Genomic DNA, 17,956 nt, shown 5'->3' with positions numbered 1-17,956 from the left:
GGCGAGCTCCGGTGAATGGCGGTTGACGTGGCAGATGGTGCCACGCTCGGGTTTCTCAAGCGTCGAAGCGTTCGCCTGGCACGATGGGCCGGGCCTGCAGGAAGACGGCGGCAGGGCCGCGCTTGCCGCCCGCGCGCTGCAACTCGGTAAGCCGCAACGCGCCCTCGCCGCAGGCGACGACCGGGCCCGCGGCGATGACCTCGCCCGGCGCACCGCAACCCTCTGCCAACTCGGCGCGCCAGACCTTGAGCACCTCGCCCCCCAGCGTGGCGACGCCGCCGGGGAAGGGGTCAAAGGCACGCAGCCGGCGCTCGATCTCGGCCGCCGGCTGCCGCCAGGCGATGGCGCTTTCGGCCTTCTCGATCTTGTGCGCGTAGCTGATGCCCTCGGCCGGCTGCGGCGTTCGCGCGAGTCGCTCGGCCTGCAGCGCCTCGACGATAAGGCGGCCGCCGAGCGTGGCCAGCCGGTCGTGCAGGGCGGTCGTCGTGTCGTCGGGGCGAATGGCCTCTCGGCCGATGAGCAGCATGTCGCCTGTGTCCAGTCCGGCGTCCATCTGCATGATGGTGATGCCGGTCTCGGCGTCGCCCGCCTCGATGGCGCGGTGGATGGGCGCCGCGCCACGCCAGCGCGGCAGCAGCGAGGCATGGATGTTCAGGCAGCCCCGGCGAGGCAGGTCCAGCACCCATTGCGGCAGGATCAGGCCATAGGCGGCGACGACCATGACGTCGGCGTCTGCGGCCAGCAGCGCCTCACGGGCGGCCGCTGCATCGACGGCGTACTTGCCGTCCAGCTTCAGGCCCTGGGGCTGGGCGACCGGAATGCCGGCGGCGACGGCGCGCTGTTTGACGGCAGAGGCCTGCAGCTTCATGCCGCGGCCGGCCGGGCGGTCGGGCTGGGTCAGCACCAGCGGCACCGTGAAGCCAGCCTTCAGCAGGGCCTCAAGCGCGACGGCGGCGAATTCCGGCGTGCCGGCGAAGACAACGCGCATCAGAGCCTCTGGTTGCGCTTCTTGGCCTCGGCCTCCTCTTCGCGCGTCTTCTTGATCATCTTGGTCTTGATGCGGTCGCGCTTGAGCGGGCTCAGGTACTCGACGAAGACCTTGCCCATCAGGTGGTCCATCTCGTGCTGCACACAGACGGCCAGCAGGCCCTCGGCATCGAACTCGTAGACCTCGCCGTCGCGGTTGGTCGCGCGCACGGTGACCTCGGCATGGCGGGGCACCTTGTCGTAGACCTGCGGCACCGAGAGGCAGCCCTCCTCGCCGTCCACCATGCGCTCGCCGACCTTGACCAGCTCGGGGTTGATCAGCACGCGCGGCGTGTCGCGCTCCTGCGAGGTGTCGATGACGATGACGCGCTCGTGCACGTCGACCTGCGTGGCCGCCAGACCCACGCCGTCGGCGGCGTACATGGTCTCCAGCATGTCGTCGACGAGCCGGCGGATGCGCTCGTCGACCGCCTCCACGGGCTTGGCGACGGTGTGCAGGCGTGGATCGGGATAGCGAAGGATGTGCAGTAGAGCCATGGGGGTGTGGGCCGCCGGCCACGACGGGCGCTTTGTAAGCACTCGCAAGCAGGGGCCGGCAAGGTTGAATGCGGGCAGAATCACCCGGATTTTCGCCGATCCGGCACCCCCCTCGGAGACCGCGCCCGATGCCCGATGCCCGCACCGCCCCTTTCACAGTCCTTGCGGCCTGCCTTGCCCTCGCAACGGCCTCGGCCTGGGCGCAGACCAGCCCCTACCCCGTCACGCCCGAGCAGCGCCACGTGGCCGATCAGGTGGCCAGCGCCGGGGTACCGCTCACCGAGCTGGCGCCCGATGCGCCAGACAGCCACACGGTGCGGGCCGGCGACACGCTGTGGGACATCTCCAAGCTCTTCCTGAAGAGTCCCTGGCGGTGGCCCGAGCTGTGGGGCATGAATCGCGAGCAGATCCGCAATCCCCACCTGATTTATCCCGGCCAGGTTCTGCTGCTGGTCAAGATCGATGGCCGCGCGCGGCTGCAGCTGGCCCAGGGCGTCGGCGGCGACACGGCGGGCGACACGGTCAAGCTGCGCCCCCAGATGCGCATCGCGGCGCTGGATGGCAACGCCATCACGGCCATACCGCTGCACCTGATCCAGCCCTTCCTGACGGACGCCGTCGTCTTCGAGACCGACCAGCTCGCGACGGCGCCGCGCGTCGTCGCCACACAGGAAGGCCATGTGCTGATGGGCAAGGGCGACCTGGCCTATGTCCGCGGCGAATTCGGCGGTGCGACGGACTTCCGCGTCTTCCGCAGCGCGCGCACGCTGCGCGACCCGACCACGCAGGAGATCCTGGGCTACGAGGCACCCTATGTCGGCACGGCCGAGCTGATCCGCATGGGCGAGGACCGTACGGCTGCCGATGGCAAGGCCGAGATCGTGCCGGCGACGGTGCGCATCAGGCAGGCCAAGCAGGAGGTCGGCGTCGGCGATCGCCTGGCGCCTGCACCGCAGCGCAACCTCGAGCACTACGTGCCGCATTCGCCCGACAAGGCCATGGCAGGCCAGATCGCGGCCATCTATGGCGACGCGCTGAACGCGGGCCAGAACCAGATCGTCGCGCTCAACCGCGGCAAGCGCGACGGCGTCGAGCGCGGCCATGTGCTGGCGCTGTGGCGTGACGGCGCCGCCACCATGGACAAGACGCAGGGGCGGGCCCAGGCCATCAAGCTGCCCGACGAGCGTCATGGCGTGCTGTTCGTCTTCGAGGTCTACGAGCGCGTGGCCTATGCGCTCATCATCTCGGTCAAGGAGCCCGTCAAGCCCGGCGACCGCTTCACTCAACCCTGATGCTCCCGTCGGCCGAGCTGGCCGCTTGGCTGCGGCTGACGGAGAGCCTGGACCCGGCCGCCGTGCGGCGGCTGGTGGCGATGGCCGGCAGCCCCGAAGCCGTCTTCGGGCTACCCGCTGCCGCCCTCGACCAGGCGCTGACGCCCAAGCAGCGCGAAGCCCTGGGCCGGCCGCCCGAGCATCTGGACGCGCTGATCGCCCGGGCCGAGGCCTGGCAGACCCAGCCGGGCAACGAACTGCTCGCGCTCGGCGACCCCGACTACCCGCCGCGCCTGCTTGCCACGGCCGACCCGCCACTGCTCCTGTGGCTGCAGGGCCGGCGCGAGCTGCTGGCGGCGCCGTCCATCGCCATCGTCGGCAGCCGCAACCCAACGCCCCAGGGCGGCGACAACGCGCGCGCTTTCTCCCGTGCGCTGGCCCAGGCCGGCTACACCATCGTCTCGGGCCTGGCGCTGGGCGTGGACGCCGCGGCCCATGAGGGCGCGCTGGACGTCGGCGGCGCCACCATCGCCGTCATCGGCACCGGGCTGGACCAGGTCTATCCGCCGCTCAACGAACCCCTCGCTGCGCGCCTGCTGGCCGCCGGCGGCCTCATCGCCAGCGAGTACGCGCTGGGCAAGCCGATTCAGCCGGCCAACTTCCCCCGACGCAACCGCATCATTGCCGGCCTGGCCCAGGGCTGCCTGGTCGTCGAAGCGGCCGTGCGATCGGGCTCGCTCATCACGGCCCGCCACGCGGCCGAGGCGGGGCGTGCGGTCTTCGCCATCCCCGGCTCCATCCACTCGCCCCAGGCGCGCGGCTGCCATGCGCTGATCCGCCAGGGCGCAAGGCTGGTCGAGTCGGCGGCGGACGTGCTTGAGGAACTGCCGCCGCCGGGCGCAGCGCCGGAGCGGGCCGAGCAGGCCGCGGAGCTGCCCCACGAGCAGCAGGCGCTGCTGGAAGCGATGGGCTTCGATCCCATCAGCCTCGACGCCCTGATGGCCCGCTGCGGCTGGCCGGCGGTCGAACTCAGCGCCGCGCTGCTGGAGCTGGAACTCGACGGCCAGATTGCCCGCCTGGCCCGCCAGCTGTATCAGCGCCGCCAGCGGGGATGACGAGCTTAACCCCGGATATCAGAGCCGAATCCGAGGGGTTATTCGCGTCCGGGGTCCGTCGGGCCCTGGGCTATCATCAGCTCACGATGCTCGATGTCCTGGTTTATCTGTACGAAACCTACTGGCGCCCGGACGCCTGCCCCGACCATGCCCAGCTCGCACGCAAGCTGACGGCGGTGGGCTTCGAGACCGACGAGATCCAGGAGGCGCTGAGCTGGCTGGAGGGTCTGGCTGCCGCCGGCGAGGCCTATCACGGCGAGCAGAGCGAACATGCGCTGCGCGTCTACTCGGCTGCCGAGGTCGAGCACCTTGGAGAAGCGTCCATCGGCTTCATCAGCTTCCTGGAATCGGCCGGCGTGCTGCCCGGCGCGATGCGCGAGATGGTCATCGACCGTGCCATGGCCGTCGGCGGCAGCCCGATGGACCTGGAAGACCTGAAGATCATCGTGCTGATGGTGTTCTGGAGCCTGGGCGAGGAGCCCGACGCGTTGATCCTGGACGAGCTCTTCGTCGCGCCGGAAGAGCGGCTGATCCACTGAGCAAGGGCGCCACCGGCGCCCTTGCTGTCAATTCAGCAGCCCGCTCGGGTCGACATCCAGCTTGGCCAGTGCCTTGCGCGTGGCCTGCACGGTCAGCGCCTCGTCCTGGGCCGGCAGCAGCAGGCCGGCCTGCAGGAAGGCCGCCATGCGGTTCAGCGAGAACAGCACGCCACGGCCCTGCGGCGTGACGAACAACGCCAGCTGCTTGCGCAGTCCGCGCCAGGCCAGCTGCACCTGCTCATTGCGCCCGCGGTAGTCCAGCATGAACCAGCCACCCACTTGCAGCTCGCGCGCCCAGGCGACCATGGCTGGCGTAGGCGCCGAGCCACCTTCGGCGACCACTTCCATGCCCTCGGATTCATGGCCCGAGAGGTCGCGCACCAGCATCTCGTCAACATGGCTCTCGCCCTCGACGTCCTCGGGCAGCATGGCCTCCAGAGTTTCCAGCTGGTCCATCAGCTCGTCCAGGCGCTCGCGCGGGATGGCGGCCGTCTTGGCCGTGAAGGCCGCGGCCAGCGCGTTGTTGAGCTGGCGCACATGCCCGTCCTGCTTCTCGGTCGGCACGCCGGCATGGCCCATGCCGTCGCGCAAGGTCTTGAGCAGCGGCGGCAGGCGGCGTATGACCTCGGCCCGCTCCTCGCGCGAGGCCTTGGCGCTGGCGCTCCAGATCAAGTCCGCCGCGGCGCGCTTCATGGCCTTGGTGATGTCGGACTGGGGCCCCACCCGCACCGCTGTGACGGCCAGCACATCGGCCCAGACGTGGAACAGGAAGTCGCGCACGCCGTCCTGCACCGGCACCTCGGACAGCATCTTGCGCAGCTCGATGGTGTACTGGATGGCCAGCGTCTCGCGCTGCTCGACCTGCTGGGCCAGTGACACGCCGCGCTTGGAGGCCTGGTTCTCGTTCTCGAAATAATGGTCGAGGAACTTCTCGAACTCGGTCAGCACGGTCGCGAAGACGCGCCGGCCGGTATCCGGGTAGGCCTCGACGACCTGCACGATGCGCTTGATCTCGCGCTCCAGCGCGTCGTTGCTGGCACGCTCGGCGCCGGGGCTGCTGGCCTGCGCGGTGTTGAAGCCCATCACGCAGGCGCCCATGCGGTCGATGAGGCGGCGTGCCGGATGGTCGGCGGCGGCGAAGAAGTCGGGCTCGCCGACGGCCACGCGCAACACGGGCATCTGCAGGCGCGCGAACCAGACCCGCACCGTGGCCGGGATGCGCTCCTCGGTCAGGATGCTCTGGAACATCATCGCGACGATCTCGATGGTCGCGCGCTCGGCCGGGTTGCTAGCGGCCTGCTTGAGGACTTGCTTGAAGGCCTGGTTGCGTGCGCCTATCTCCTCCAGCGCACGCGGCACGCTGGAGGCGGCGGCAGCGCCGTCCGTTGCGGCCGCGGGGCGGCGCTGGAGCGACTCCTGCGCATGCCTGATTGCACCCATCAGGCGCGGCGACGCGGTCGCGGGCGGTACATCGACCTGCGAGGGCCGGGCGCCGGAAGCTGACAACGGCTCGGCGGGCGCCACGCCGCCGGCCGGGCTGTGCATCGCGTCGGCCAGGCTGGGCTTGCCGGCGCCGGGCCGGGCCGGCACCTGACTGCGCGTGACCGGAAAGCCTGGCACATGGCGGGCCAGCACGCGCTGCAGCTGGGCCATCACCTCGTCGGCCTGGCTGCTGGCCCGGCTGCGCGCGGCCTCCATGGGAGGGATCGCCGCCGTGCCCGGCGCCATGGCCGGCGCGGCAGCACCGGCCGCGGCCGGCGTGGCGGCCTGGGCGGTGCGGCGGATGAAGGGCCGCAGGTCCACCTCGGGCAGCACCTTCTGCGCGATCAGCCAGCGGTTGGTCTCGTGATAGGCCTCGCCGATGAGCTGGGCGAATTCCTCGTGCAGTTCGTGGTGCAGCAGCTGCCAGATGTTGCTGTCCAGGCCGACGCGGTTCCAGGCGTCCAGCGCAATGCGGGCAACGACATGGGCACGCAGCAGGTCCAGCGGGTCCAGGTCGCTCTGCGTCTCCAGGGCCTGCATGCGGGTACGCAGGTCGGTGAACTCCCAGCTGGCCCGGTCCATCATGACCAGGGCCAGGCGGGAGCTGGTGATCTCGCGCTCGATGGTCGAGTCGTCGACCAGGCTCATCTTGGCCGACTGGACCGGCGCCGTCGGCTCATGCTCGCGGGCATTGTCCGAAACGCCATGGAGGGCCGCGTGGCGCAGCGCGGCGACGACGGCCATCTGCCAGCTGGGGCCGGACTTCTGCCAGGCCTGTACCGCATCCCGCCGCGCCATCGTGACGGCATGCGGCGCCGCCTGGGCAAGCAGATGGCCGGCGCCCTGCCCCACCGCGGCGACCAGGGGCGTCATGCCGCGCACCAGGGCTTCGAGATAGACGCGCCGCGCCTGGGTGGCCAGAGCCTGGTTGCGGGCGGCGGTCATGGAGCGTGAAAAGGGATCAGCGTCGTTGCGGAGTCCACTTCACTCTACACGACGGCCCCGGAGTTCGGATCGCTCGGATCCTCGCGGTTGACAGCGACCTTGACCAGGTCCTCGCGCTTCACGCCCAGCCACATCGCGAGGGCCGCGGCCACGAAGACCGAGGAGTAGATGCCGAACAGGATGCCGATGGTCAGCGCCACGGCGAAGTAGTGCAGCGTCTGGCCGCCGAACAGCAGCATGGACAGCACCACCAGCTGCGTGGAGCCGTGCGTGATGATGGTGCGGCTCATCGTCGACGTGATCGCGTGGTCGATGACCTCGTGGGTGTTGAGCTTGCGGTACTTGCGGAAGGCCTCGCGCACGCGGTCGAAGATGACGACCGACTCGTTCACCGAGTAGCCCAGCACCGCCAGCACCGCCGCCAGCACCGCCAGCGAGAACTCCCACTGGAAGAAGGCGAAGAAGCCCAGGATGATGACCACGTCGTGCAGATTGGCGATGACGCCGGCCACGCCGAACTTCCATTCGAAGCGGATGGCCAGGTAGATGACGATGCCGACGACGGTGAAGATCAGCGCCTTGGCCGCGTCCCAGGCCAGTTCCGCCCCGACGGCCGGGCCGACGACCTCGGAGCGCGACAGCTTGAGCGACTCGACGCCATCGGCCTTGGCGCAGACCTGCTTGTCGACCTGCTCACCCAGGGCCGTGACCTGCTGGTTGTGGCTGACCGTGCCGGCCTCGGCCTTGCACAGCTCGGCGAACACCTTGTCGACGACCTCGGTCTGCTTCTCGCCGGGGCGCACGGGCAGGCGGATCATCACGTCGCGCGACGAGCCGAAGTTCTGCACCTGCACCTCGCCATAGCCCATCTGCTCGATGGTGTGGCGCGTCTTGCCGATGTCGGCCGCCTGCGGGTAGGCCACCTCGATGACCGTGCCGCCGGTGAATTCGATGGAGAAGTGCAGGCCGCGCGTGACCAGGAAGAACACGGCCACGGCGAAGGTGATGAAGGACACCACGTTGAAGATCAACGCGTGCTTCATGAACGGGATGTCCCGTTGGATGCGGAAGAGTTCCATGACGGGCGTTCCTTAGGCCGCGGTCGACTCGGCGGCGTCGGGCGTGGGCTTCCACACCTGGCCGATGGACAGGGACTTGAGCTTCTTCTGGCGGCCGTACCAGAGGTTCACGAGGCCGCGCGAGAACACGACGGACGAGAACATCGAGGTCAGAATGCCCAGGCAGTGCACGACGGCGAAGCCCTTGATGGGGCCGGAGCCGAACACCAGCAGCGCCAAACCGGCGATCAGCGTCGTCACGTTGGAGTCCAGGATGGTCGCGAAGGCGCGCTCGTAGCCGGCGTGGATGGCCGCCTGCGGCGTCGCCCCTCCACGCAGCTCCTCGCGGATGCGCTCGTTGATCAGCACGTTGGCGTCGATGGCCATGCCCAGCGCCAGCGCCATGGCCGCGATGCCGGGCAGGCTCAGCGTGGCCTGCATCATCGACAGGATGGCCATCAGCAGCAACAGGTTGAAACCCAGCGCCAGCGACGAGAACAGGCCGAACAGCATGTAGTAGATGCACATGAAGCCGGCCACGGCGACGAAGCCCCAGGTGACGCTGGCAATGCCCTTCTCGATGTTGTCCTTGCCCAGGCTGGGACCGATGGTGCGCTCCTCGATGATGTCCATCGGCGCGGCCAGCGAGCCGGCGCGCAGCAGCAGTGCCGTGTCGGCGGCTTCCTGCGTCGTCATCGAGCCGGTGATCTGGAAGCGGCTGCCCAGTTCGGAGTTGATGCGCGGCGCCGTGACGACCTCGCCCTTGCCCTTCTCGAACAGCAGGATGGCCATGCGCTTGCCGACGTTCTCGCGCGAGACCTCCTTCATCACGCGGGTGCCCTTGGCGTCCACGGTCAGGTGCACGGCCGGGTTGTGGTTCTCGTCGAAACCGGGCTGGGCGTCGTTCAGGTTGTCGCCGGTCAGGATGACCTGGCGCTTGACGATGATGGGACCGAAACCGCGGTCGATGAAACGCTCGGTGCCGAAGGGCACGGGGCCCGTGCCGGCCAGCGCGGCCTGGGCCTCGGCGCTGTCGTCCACCATGCGCAGCTCCAGCGTCGCGGTGCGGCCGATGATGTCCTTGGCCTTGGCCGTGTCCTGCACGCCGGGCAACTGCACGACGACGCGGTCCAGGCCCTGCTGCTGGATGACGGGTTCGGCCACGCCCAACTCGTTGACGCGGTTGTGCAGCGTCGTGATGTTCTGCTTCAGCGCCGCGTCCTGCACTGCCACCTGGGCCTTGGGCGACAGGTTGCCGACCAGTTGCAGACTGCTGCCCTCGCCCTGAGGCGCCCAGGTCACTTCCGGGATCTGGGCCTGAAGCAGGTTCAGCGCGGCGGTGCGCTGCTCTGCGTCGCGGAAGGCGATCAGCACCGTGTTGCCGTCGCGGCTGATGCCGGCGTGACGGACATTCTTCTCGCGCAGCATGCTGCGCACGTCGCCGGTCAGCGCCTCTGCCTTCTTCGTCAGCGCCGCCTTCATGTCGACCTGCATCAGGAAATGCACGCCGCCGCGCAGGTCCAGGCCCAGGTACATGGGGTTGGCGTGCAGTGCGGTCAGCCACTGCGGCGAGCGCGACAGCAGGTTCAGCGCAACGATGTAGGTCGGCTCGGCCGGGTCAGCATTGAGCGCCTTGTTGATGGCGTCCTTGGCCTTGAGCTGCGTGTCGGTGTCGGCGAAGCGCGCCTTGATCGAGTTGCCGTCGAACTGCACGTAGTCCGCCTGGACGCCGGCCTCCTTCAGCAAGGACTCGACGCGGGCCTGCAGCGCCGGGTCGACCTTGACGGTGACCTTGGCGCTGGACACCTGCACAGCAGGGGCCTCGCCGAACAGGTTGGGCAGCGTATAGAGCGTGCCGATCAGCAGCGCGACGAGCAGGAGCGCGTACTTCCAGAGCGGATAGCGGTTCATGAGGGACTTCCTTGTCAGCGCCCGGACGGCGTGGCCCGGGAGATGGGCATGTCGCGATTTACTTCAAGCTGCCCTTGGGGAGAACCTGGGTGATGGCGCCGCGCTGGATCTGGATCTCGACTCCGTTGGCCACCTCGAGGTGGATGAAGTTGTCGCCCAGCTTGCTGATCTTGCCGATCACACCGCCGGCCGTGACGACCTCGTCGCCCTTGGCCAGCGCTGCGATCATGGCCTTCGCCTCCTTCTGGCGCTTCATCTGCGGCCGGATCATGACGAAGTACAGCACGACGAACATCAGCACCAGCGGCAGCATGCCGAGGAGGCCGGACTCGGGACCGGCGGCGGCCGGGGCGGCCTGGGCGTAGGCGTTGGAGATGAACACGTTGATTTCCTTGGTGAGAGGTGGCCGCGGGAACCGCAGGGCAACCTTGAATTCTAGTGCCGCCGCCCGGCCCTGCCGCGCGGGCCGCCAACCTGATCCGCCCCAACCCACCACCGCGCAGGCCACTTGCAGATCAGGACGCTCGCCGCCGCGCCGACCGACATGCCCAACCGCGGCGATCATCGACCCTTCGTCGACCTGCACGACCGCAGACAGCCCACCCGATGCCCACTCGCCTTGACATCGACGCGCTGCGCCGCCACGCCGTGGCGCGCAGCCTGTTCCCGCCCACCACCTTGCTCAAGGCCGTCGAGCGGCTCGGAGGCTTCGTGCAGGCCGATCCGCTTCGCGCGCCCGCACGAGCGCAGGACTTGACGCTGCGCCACCGAGTCAAGGGCTACCAGGCCGGCGATCTCGAGCGCCGCTACCCGCGCCTGCCGCTGCAGGAGGACTTCTTCATCAACTACGGCTTCGTCGCACCCGCGCTGCGCGCGCTGATGCACCCGCGCACGACACGCCGCGTCTGGGACGCGGCGCGCTGGCAGCTCGCCAACGCCGTGCTGGCCGAGGTGGAGCGCCTGGGCGAGGCCCATCCGGCCGAGGTCGACGCGGCGCTGAACCATGGGCCGGTGAAGAACTGGTTCGGCGGCAACAGCCGGCTGTCGACCGAGCTGCTGGACGGCCTGCACTACCGCGGCCAGCTCGACGTCGCGCGGCGCGACAACGGCACGCGCGTGTACCGGCTGGGGCCGGCATGGCAGGCCCATGACGACCCGCAGGCAGCCATGGACGCGATGGCCGACGTGCTGGTCCGGAAGTACGCGCCGCTGCCTGCCGGCAGCCTGTCCCAGCTCGTCAGCATGCTCTCCAGCGCCGCCCACCAGTGGCAGGACTTGCGCAAGCCCACCCTGCTGCGCGCCAAGGCCAGGCTTGCGCACGCCCGGGTCGATGGCGTCGACTGGTACTGGCCGGCCGGCGAGGATCCGACGCGCGGCTGGCGCATCCCCGGCCAGGTGCGGCTGCTGGCGCCCTTCGACCCCGTCGTCTGGGACCGCCGCCGCTTCGAACTGCTGTGGGGCTGGGCCTACCGCTTCGAGGCCTACACGCCGGCGCCAAAGCGCGTGCGCGGCCATTACGCACTTCCGCTGCTGTGGCGCGACCAGGTCGTAGGCTGGGCCAACGCAGGCGTCAAGGCCGGGCGGCTGCGGGTGGATTGCGGCTATGTGGCGGGCCGCGCGCCGCGCGACGCGGGCTTCAAGGCGGCGCTGGCAGAGGAGATCGAACGCATGGCGGCCTTTCTGGGTGCCACCTTCTGACGGGGAGCTCGGCGGCGTCGCTAGAATGCAGGTCTTCCGAGGAGCGTTGCAACCTCAGCACCTTGAGGCCAGGCTCGGAAATCCAGACCCCCTGCAACTGCGCTCACCCGCTGGCCGATCGTGCCTGGGTGAGGACCATTCCCCCGCAGCGTCGCCAGCGGCTTCATTCGCTTGAAGGAGCCCGCATGACCGCACCCGCCCACATCGTCAAGGACCTGTCGCTGGCCGACTGGGGCCGCAAGGAAATCAAGATCGCCGAGCACGAGATGCCGGCGCTGATGGCCATCCGCACCGAATACGCCGCCAGCCAGCCGCTGAAGGGCGCGCGCGTCACCGGCTCCCTGCACATGACCATCCAGACGGCCGTGCTGGTCGAGACGCTGCAGGCTCTTGGCGCAGAAGTGCGCTGGGCCTCGTGCAACATTTTCTCCACGCAGGACCACGCCGCCGCCGCACTTGCCGCCAGGGGCACACCGGTGTTCGCCTACAAGGGTGAGACGCTCGAGGACTACTGGGACTACACCCACCGCATATTCGAGTTCGGGCCCAAGGGCGCGGCCGGCGAAGGCCCCAACATGATCCTGGACGACGGCGGCGACGCGACGCTGCTGATGCACCTGGGCCAGAAGGCCGAGAAGGACTTGTCCGTGCTGGCCAACCCCGGCAGCGAGGAAGAGCGCATCCTGTTCGCCGCGATCAGGAAGAAGGTCGCCGAGGACGCCACCTGGTACACGCGCAAGAGTGCCGAGATCATCGGCGTGACCGAAGAGACGACCACGGGCGTGCACCGCCTGAAGGAAATGTCAGCCAAGGGTACGCTGCTGTTCCGCGCCATCAACGTCAACGACTCCGTCACCAAGAGCAAGTTCGACAACCTGTACGGCTGCCGCGAATCGCTGGTGGACGGCATCAAGCGTGCCACCGACGTGATGGTGGCCGGCAAGATCGCCGTCGTGGCCGGCTACGGCGACGTGGGCAAGGGCTCGGCACAAGCACTGCGCGCCCTGTCGGCCCAGGTCTGGGTCACCGAGATCGACCCCATCTGCGCGCTGCAGGCCGCGATGGAAGGCTACCGCGTCGTGACGATGGAATTCGCTCAGGACAAGGCCGACATCTTCGTCACGACAACCGGCAACAAGAACGTCATCCGCCACGAGCACATGGCCGCGATGAAGAACAACGCCATCGTCTGCAACATCGGCCACTTCGACAACGAGATCGACGTCGCTTCGCTCGAGAAGTACGAGTGGGAGGAGATCAAGCCGCAGGTCGATCACGTCATCTTCCCGGATGGCAAGCGCATCATCCTGTTGGCCAAGGGCCGCCTCGTGAACCTGGGCTGCGGCACGGGCCACCCGAGCTATGTGATGAGCTCGTCCTTCGCCAACCAGACCATTGCCCAGATCGAGCTGTTCGCGCACAAGGACCGATACGAGGCTGGCCAGGTCTATGTGCTGCCCAAGCACCTGGACGAGAAGGTCGCACGCCTGCAGCTGACGACGCTGAACGCGCAGCTGACCGAGCTGACCGAGGAGCAGGCCGCCTACATCGGCGTCAGCAAGGCCGGTCCCTACAAGCCCGATACCTACCGCTATTGATGCGTGCGGACCAGCTTCTCGTCGCCCTGGGCCTGGCACCGACGCGCTCGGTGGCCCAGCGCCTGATCGGCAATGGCGTCGCCGAATGGGCCTCGCCCGCCGGCTGGGCCGTGCTGAAGAAGGCCGGCGAGGACCTGCCCCAGACGGCCCGGCTGCGCGTCACCGACGACGCCGAACTGCGCTATGTGTCGCGCGGCGGGCTCAAGCTGGAGGGGGCGCTGGCGCGCACCGGCTTCGACGTGGCCGGCCACACGGTGCTGGACGTGGGTCAGAGCACCGGTGGCTTCACGGACTGTCTGCTGGCCCATGGCGCGCGCCATGTCGTCGGCGTGGACGTGGGCCATGGGCAGTTGCATGCGCGGCTGCAGGCCGACCCGCGCGTGACAGCGCTGGAGGGCACTCACGTGCGCGAGCTGGGCGCGCTGCGCCCGCATACGCCGACGGGCGGCTTCACGCTCATCGTCGGCGACCTGAGTTTCATTTCCATGGTGGGCAGCCTCCCGGAGTTGCTGCCCTGGCTGGAGGTGCACGGCCACCTGCTCGTGCTCATCAAGCCGCAGTTCGAGCTGGGGCCACAAGCCCTGGGCAAGGGCGGCCTCGTCAAGGACGAGTCCGACTACCCCGTACTGGAAGCCCGCGTGCGCCTGGCCTGCACGGCCCTCGGCCTCAAGGTGCTGGACTACTTCGACAGCCCCATCACCGGCGGTGATGGCAATCGCGAATTCTTCTTGTGGGCGTCACGATGAGCACCCCTGTTTCCTTCGAGTTCTTCCCCCCCAACACGCCGATCGGCGTCGACAAGCTCAAGACCGTCGTGCAGGAGCTGGGCGCGCTCAAGCCCCAGTACTTCAGCGTCACCTACGGCGCCGGCGGTTCCACGCGCGACAAGACCTTGTCCGCCGTGACGGACATCGCCGCCGCCGGCTTCGAGGCCGCACCGCACCTCTCCTGCGTGGGCTCCACGCGCGAGAGCATCGCCGAGATCCTGGCCACCTACCGTGCCCAGGACATCCACCGAGTCGTCGCGCTGCGCGGCGACCTCCCCAGCGGCACGGCCACGGCCGGCGAGTTCCGCTATGCGTCCGAGCTGGTCAGCTTCATCCGCGAGACGCAGGGGCCGGACTGGCACATCGAGGTCGCCGCCTACCCCGAGGTCCATCCGCAGCAGCGCTACGCGGCCAAGGACCTGCAGCATTTCGCCGACAAGATGCGCGCCGGCGCCGACGGCGCCATCACGCAGTTCTTCTTCAACGCCGACGCCTACTTCCATTTCGTCGACGAGGCCCGCAAGCTGGGCGTCACCCAGCCCATCGTGCCGGGCATCATGCCCTTCCACAACTACGGCCGCATCGCCCAGTTCGCGCAACGCGACGGCATCGACATGCCGCGCTGGGTGCAGATGAGGATGGAAGGCTTCATGGACGACACGGCGAGCATCCGGGCCTTCGGCCTGGACGTCATTACGCGGCTGTGCGAGCGCCTCATCGCCGGCGGCGCGCCCGGCATCCACTTCTACACGCTGAACCAGAGCGGGCTGACGCTGGAGCTCTGCAGGCGCCTGGGCCTGGGCCGCTGACACGCCCGCGGGGCAGGCCGCGCTGTTGCGCGGATGCCCTGCCATCCGGCCCGGGATTGACCCAGCGCAAAGCCACGCCGCCTCCAAAGGCAGGGCCGCACGGGCATGTTGCGCTGCATCAAACTGGCCGGCCGACACCGGACGTGGAATGACTCCATCGGGGCCTGCCCCATTCACAGGAGCCATCCATGTTCAAGAAGATTCCCGCCCTCGCCGCCATCCTCGCCGCCCTGGCCGCGCCGCTGGCCCAGGCCGAGGAAGGCCCGCTGCTGGTGCGCGTGCGCGCACTGCACCTTGACTCGGCCAACAAGGACAGCACGGGCCTGGGCCTGTCCATCAACAACAAGACTTTTCCCGAGGTCGACTTCAGCTACTTCTTCGCGCCCAACATCGCGGCCGAGCTGATCCTGACCTACCCGCAGAAGCACAAGCTGTACGCCAACGGCAGCGAGATCGGTTCGCTCAAGCACCTGCCACCGACGCTGACGCTGCAATACCACCTCAACCCGACCGGCGTCGTGCGCCCCTACATCGGCGCCGGCCTGAACTACACCAACTTCTCCTCGGTGGAGTTCGCACCCGAGGTGCAGGCGGCCCTCAAGCCCAGCATCAAGCGCAGCAGTTGGGGCCTGGCCTGGCAGATCGGTGCCGACGTCGAGATCACCCAGGGCACCTATCTGAACTTCGACCTGAAGCAGGTCAACCTGGGCACCACCGTCTACTCCGCCGGCGCGTCGGCCGGCAAGTTCAAGGTCAACCCGACGCTGGCAAGCGTGGGTCTGGGCTGGCGCTTCTGAGCCCGGGCCTGGCAGCGGCCACTGCGGACGCTGCCGACACGCCGCAGGCAGGCGGCGTGACACGAGCCCCCATAACTTCCGCTCATGTAAATGAGCGATTTACGTGAGCGGCCCTCGCCGCGCATCCGCAAGAATGCGCGCCCATGAGCCGACCACTCCTTGCGCTGGCCACGTTGTGTGCCTGTGCGATCAGCGCGGCTCAGACGCCCGCGCCGCCCCAGCCCCCCGCTGCCGCCGCCAGCGCACCCGCCGCCGCCAGCGCACCCGCCGCCGCGGCCAGTGGTGCAGGCAACCGCCTGGACCGCGTCGAGATCAGCAGCGGGCCTACCGCCAACAGTCGCCGCCGCAACAGCACTGCCAGCAAGATCGTCATCGAGCGCGAGGACCTCGATCGCTACGGCGACACCGTGCTCGGCGACGTGCTGCGCCGCCTGCCGGGCGTCACCATCGGCGGCCGGCCGGGCCGCAGCGGCGACATCCGCATGCGCGGCATGGGAAGCGGCTTCACACAGATCCTTGTCGACGGCGAGCGCGCCCCGGCCGGCTTCGCCGTCGAAGACCTGCCACCCGACCAGATCGAGCGCATCGAGGTCTACCGCGCCCCCACCGCCGAGACCGGCGCGCGGGCCATTGCCGGCACCATCAACATCATCCTTCGCGAGCCGCTGCAGAAGTCCAACCACGAGCTGCGCTTCACGCTGGGCCAGGACCGCGGGGAACCGCAGGCCGACTTCAGCTGGACACGCAACCTGAAATGGGGTGGCCCCAACGGCGACGAGTTCGTCGGTGCCGTTTCCACCAACGGCGGCCTGCACCGGCGCTTCAACAACATCAACTCGCAGATCCGCGTCACCGACGCCGAGACTGGCGAGGTGCTGGAGCACACCTCGCAGGTCGGCACCAGCACCGGCAAGAGCGCCACCCTGAACGGCAACGCCCGGCTGCGTTGGAAGTACAGCGACACGCTGAGCTTCAACGTCACGCCGTTCTTCGCGCTATCCCAGAGCGACGGCAGGAGTCACAACACAGCCGAGGGCTTCACGCGCTTCCGCGAGGTCAACGGCGAGAACGACGGGCGCATGCACAACCTGCGGCTCAACCTGTCGGCCAACTACCGCCCCCAGCCCGGCGAGAGCTGGGACCTGCGCCTGGGCCGCGGCGGGTTCAGGAACACCGGCAACAGCCTGCGCCTGGAAAGCCTGAACGGCGAGCGGGTGCGCGCCCAGGAAGACCGCAACGCCACCGAGGAAGACCAGACCAGCCTGGGCGGCAAGTGGAGCCTGAAAACGGCCCAGGAGCACCAGTGGGTGACCGGCGTGGAATCCGAGAGCAGCCAGCGCACGCAACTGCGCCGCACGCTGGTCAACGGTGAGGAGCCCGTCAGCCTGCAGAAGTTCGGCAACACGCTGGGATCCAGCAACCTGCGCTTCGCCGCCTACACGCAGGACGAGTGGAGCCCCAGCAAGATCTGGTCGGTCTACGCGGGCCTGCGCTACGAGCGCATCGAGACCCGCGCCGACGCCAGTGGCCTGTTGCCCGAGACGCACAACGTCTCGCAGGTCGCGTCGCCGCTGCTTCACCTGCTGTGGAAGCCCGAGTCCCTTCCCAAGGACCAGGTCCGCCTGAGCCTGACGCGCAGCTACCGCTCGCCCAACCTCAACGACCTGATCGCCCGCCCCTCCATCAACGCCACCTACCCCACCGGCCCCAACCTGCAGACCCACGCTGACCGCTCGGGCAATCCCAACCTCAAGCCTGAGCTGGCCACCGGCATCGACCTCAGTCTGGAGCATTGGCTGCCCACCGGCGGCATCGTCTCCGGCAGCGCATTCATCCGCGACATCAAGAGTCTGATCCGCAGCGAGGTGCAGCTGGAGAGCGTGTCCTGGGACAGCGAGCAGCGCTGGGTCAGCCGGCCTCGCAACATGGAAGGCGCGCGCACCATGGGCTTCGAGTTCGAGGTCAAGTCGCGGCTGGACGAGGTCTGGGAAGACGCGCCGCCCGAATGGCAGCAGTTGCTGCTCCGCTTCAACTTCGCGGTCTTCGACAGCAAGGTCCGAGGTATCCCGGGCGCCAATGCCCGCCTCGACCAGCAGCCTCGCGGCAGCCTGAACTTGGGCCTGGACCACCGCTGGAGGGCGCTGGGCCAGAACTTCGGAAGCGGCTTCAACGTCAACTACGTGCCCGGCACCCGCGTGCAGCAGACCACCACGCTGACCCGCGAGGAAAGCGACCGCCGTGTCTTCGACGCCTACCTGTCCTGGAGCAGCGGCTCCGTTCGCGACGGCATCAACTGGAGGCTGTCGCTGGCCAACCTGCTGCCACGCGACGCCACCGCGTCCACCGAAGGCGTGGACCTCGCCAACCATCGCCTGACCGAGAGCTGGACCAGCAACCGCACCTTCCGCGTGGTCTCGCTGCGCGCCGACATGCGGTTCTGAC

The 17,956-nt window shown here is 68.8% G+C and carries 15 protein-coding genes and 1 riboswitch; of the genes, 9 read left to right on the top strand and 6 right to left on the bottom strand.

Annotated features, from left to right (window positions below; translation table 11 throughout):
• Positions 1 to 55 precede the first annotated feature (55 nt).
• Together fmt and def are read right to left on the bottom strand one after the other, a co-directional pair.
• On the bottom strand, positions 56 to 988 hold the full coding sequence (gene fmt, locus JOY88_RS18890) for a methionyl-tRNA formyltransferase (protein ID WP_293504181.1): 933 nt from the start codon (positions 986 to 988) through the stop codon (positions 56 to 58).
• Positions 988 to 1,524 carry a peptide deformylase gene (gene def / locus JOY88_RS18885; protein WP_293504180.1) on the bottom strand — a complete coding sequence of 179 codons (537 nt, stop codon included), beginning with the start codon at positions 1,522 to 1,524 and terminating at the stop codon, positions 988 to 990. The genes fmt and def overlap by 1 nt, the downstream gene beginning before the upstream one ends.
• A 128-nt stretch (positions 1,525 to 1,652) precedes the next feature.
• Between def and JOY88_RS18880 the strand changes: the two genes are divergently transcribed.
• From JOY88_RS18880 to JOY88_RS18870, 3 genes are all read left to right on the top strand, one after another.
• Positions 1,653 to 2,816 carry a LysM peptidoglycan-binding domain-containing protein gene (locus JOY88_RS18880; protein ID WP_293504179.1) on the top strand — a complete coding sequence of 388 codons (1,164 nt, stop codon included), beginning with the start codon at positions 1,653 to 1,655 and terminating at the stop codon, positions 2,814 to 2,816.
• A complete protein-coding gene (gene dprA, locus JOY88_RS18875; protein ID WP_293504178.1) occupies positions 2,816 to 3,910 on the top strand; it encodes a DNA-processing protein DprA in 1,095 nt (364 codons plus the stop codon). Before JOY88_RS18880 ends, dprA begins: the two co-directional genes overlap by 1 nt.
• 86 nt (positions 3,911 to 3,996) lie before the next feature.
• Entirely contained in the window at positions 3,997 to 4,449 is a 453-nt protein-coding gene (locus JOY88_RS18870; protein ID WP_293504177.1) for a Smg family protein, read from the top strand.
• A gap of 27 nt (positions 4,450 to 4,476) precedes the next feature.
• Here JOY88_RS18870 and JOY88_RS18865 read toward each other — a convergent pair whose 3' ends face one another.
• From JOY88_RS18865 to yajC, 4 genes are read right to left on the bottom strand one after another with little or no spacing between them, the layout of a single operon-like run.
• The gene (locus JOY88_RS18865; RefSeq protein ID WP_293504176.1) at positions 4,477 to 6,876 is read right to left on the bottom strand and encodes a DUF1631 family protein; all 2,400 of its coding nucleotides are present in this window, start codon (positions 6,874 to 6,876) and stop codon (positions 4,477 to 4,479) included.
• 44 nt (positions 6,877 to 6,920) lie between these two features.
• The gene (gene secF, locus JOY88_RS18860; protein ID WP_293504175.1) at positions 6,921 to 7,955 is read right to left on the bottom strand and encodes a protein translocase subunit SecF; all 1,035 of its coding nucleotides are present in this window, start codon (positions 7,953 to 7,955) and stop codon (positions 6,921 to 6,923) included.
• A 12-nt stretch (positions 7,956 to 7,967) separates the two neighbouring features.
• The gene (gene secD, locus JOY88_RS18855; RefSeq protein ID WP_293504174.1) at positions 7,968 to 9,845 is read right to left on the bottom strand and encodes a protein translocase subunit SecD; all 1,878 of its coding nucleotides are present in this window, start codon (positions 9,843 to 9,845) and stop codon (positions 7,968 to 7,970) included.
• A 58-nt stretch (positions 9,846 to 9,903) separates the two neighbouring features.
• On the bottom strand, positions 9,904 to 10,227 hold the full coding sequence (gene yajC, locus JOY88_RS18850) for a preprotein translocase subunit YajC (RefSeq protein ID WP_293504208.1): 324 nt from the start codon (positions 10,225 to 10,227) through the stop codon (positions 9,904 to 9,906).
• A 224-nt stretch (positions 10,228 to 10,451) separates the two neighbouring features.
• Between yajC and JOY88_RS18845 the strand changes: the two genes are divergently transcribed.
• From JOY88_RS18845 to JOY88_RS18820, 6 genes are all read left to right on the top strand, one after another.
• On the top strand, positions 10,452 to 11,543 hold the full coding sequence (locus tag JOY88_RS18845; RefSeq protein WP_293504173.1) for a DNA glycosylase AlkZ-like family protein: 1,092 nt from the start codon (positions 10,452 to 10,454) through the stop codon (positions 11,541 to 11,543).
• Between the two features lie 32 nt (positions 11,544 to 11,575).
• Positions 11,576 to 11,655, top strand: a riboswitch (S-adenosyl-L-homocysteine riboswitch).
• Between the two features lie 73 nt (positions 11,656 to 11,728).
• On the top strand, positions 11,729 to 13,141 hold the full coding sequence (gene ahcY / locus JOY88_RS18840) for an adenosylhomocysteinase (RefSeq protein ID WP_293504172.1): 1,413 nt from the start codon (positions 11,729 to 11,731) through the stop codon (positions 13,139 to 13,141).
• Positions 13,141 to 13,887 (top strand): TlyA family RNA methyltransferase, encoded by a 747-nt coding sequence (locus JOY88_RS18835; protein WP_293504171.1) that lies wholly within the window; start codon positions 13,141 to 13,143, stop codon positions 13,885 to 13,887. The genes ahcY and JOY88_RS18835 overlap by 1 nt, the downstream gene beginning before the upstream one ends.
• Positions 13,884 to 14,717: a methylenetetrahydrofolate reductase [NAD(P)H] gene (gene metF, locus JOY88_RS18830; protein WP_293504170.1), complete on the top strand. Its 834-nt coding sequence runs from the start codon at positions 13,884 to 13,886 to the stop codon at positions 14,715 to 14,717. The genes JOY88_RS18835 and metF overlap by 4 nt, the downstream gene beginning before the upstream one ends.
• 188 nt (positions 14,718 to 14,905) lie before the next feature.
• Entirely contained in the window at positions 14,906 to 15,514 is a 609-nt protein-coding gene (locus JOY88_RS18825) for an OmpW/AlkL family protein (protein WP_293504169.1), read from the top strand.
• Between the two features lie 143 nt (positions 15,515 to 15,657).
• A complete protein-coding gene (locus JOY88_RS18820) occupies positions 15,658 to 17,955 on the top strand; it encodes a TonB-dependent receptor plug domain-containing protein (RefSeq protein WP_293504168.1) in 2,298 nt (765 codons plus the stop codon).
• Position 17,956 lies beyond the last annotated feature (1 nt).

Source organism: Roseateles sp. (assembly GCF_019237615.1).
GTDB lineage: Bacteria > Pseudomonadota > Gammaproteobacteria > Burkholderiales > Burkholderiaceae_C > Pelomonas.
The sequence above is the reverse complement of the archived record's forward strand: the minus strand, read 5'-3'. Positions and strand labels throughout refer to the sequence as shown.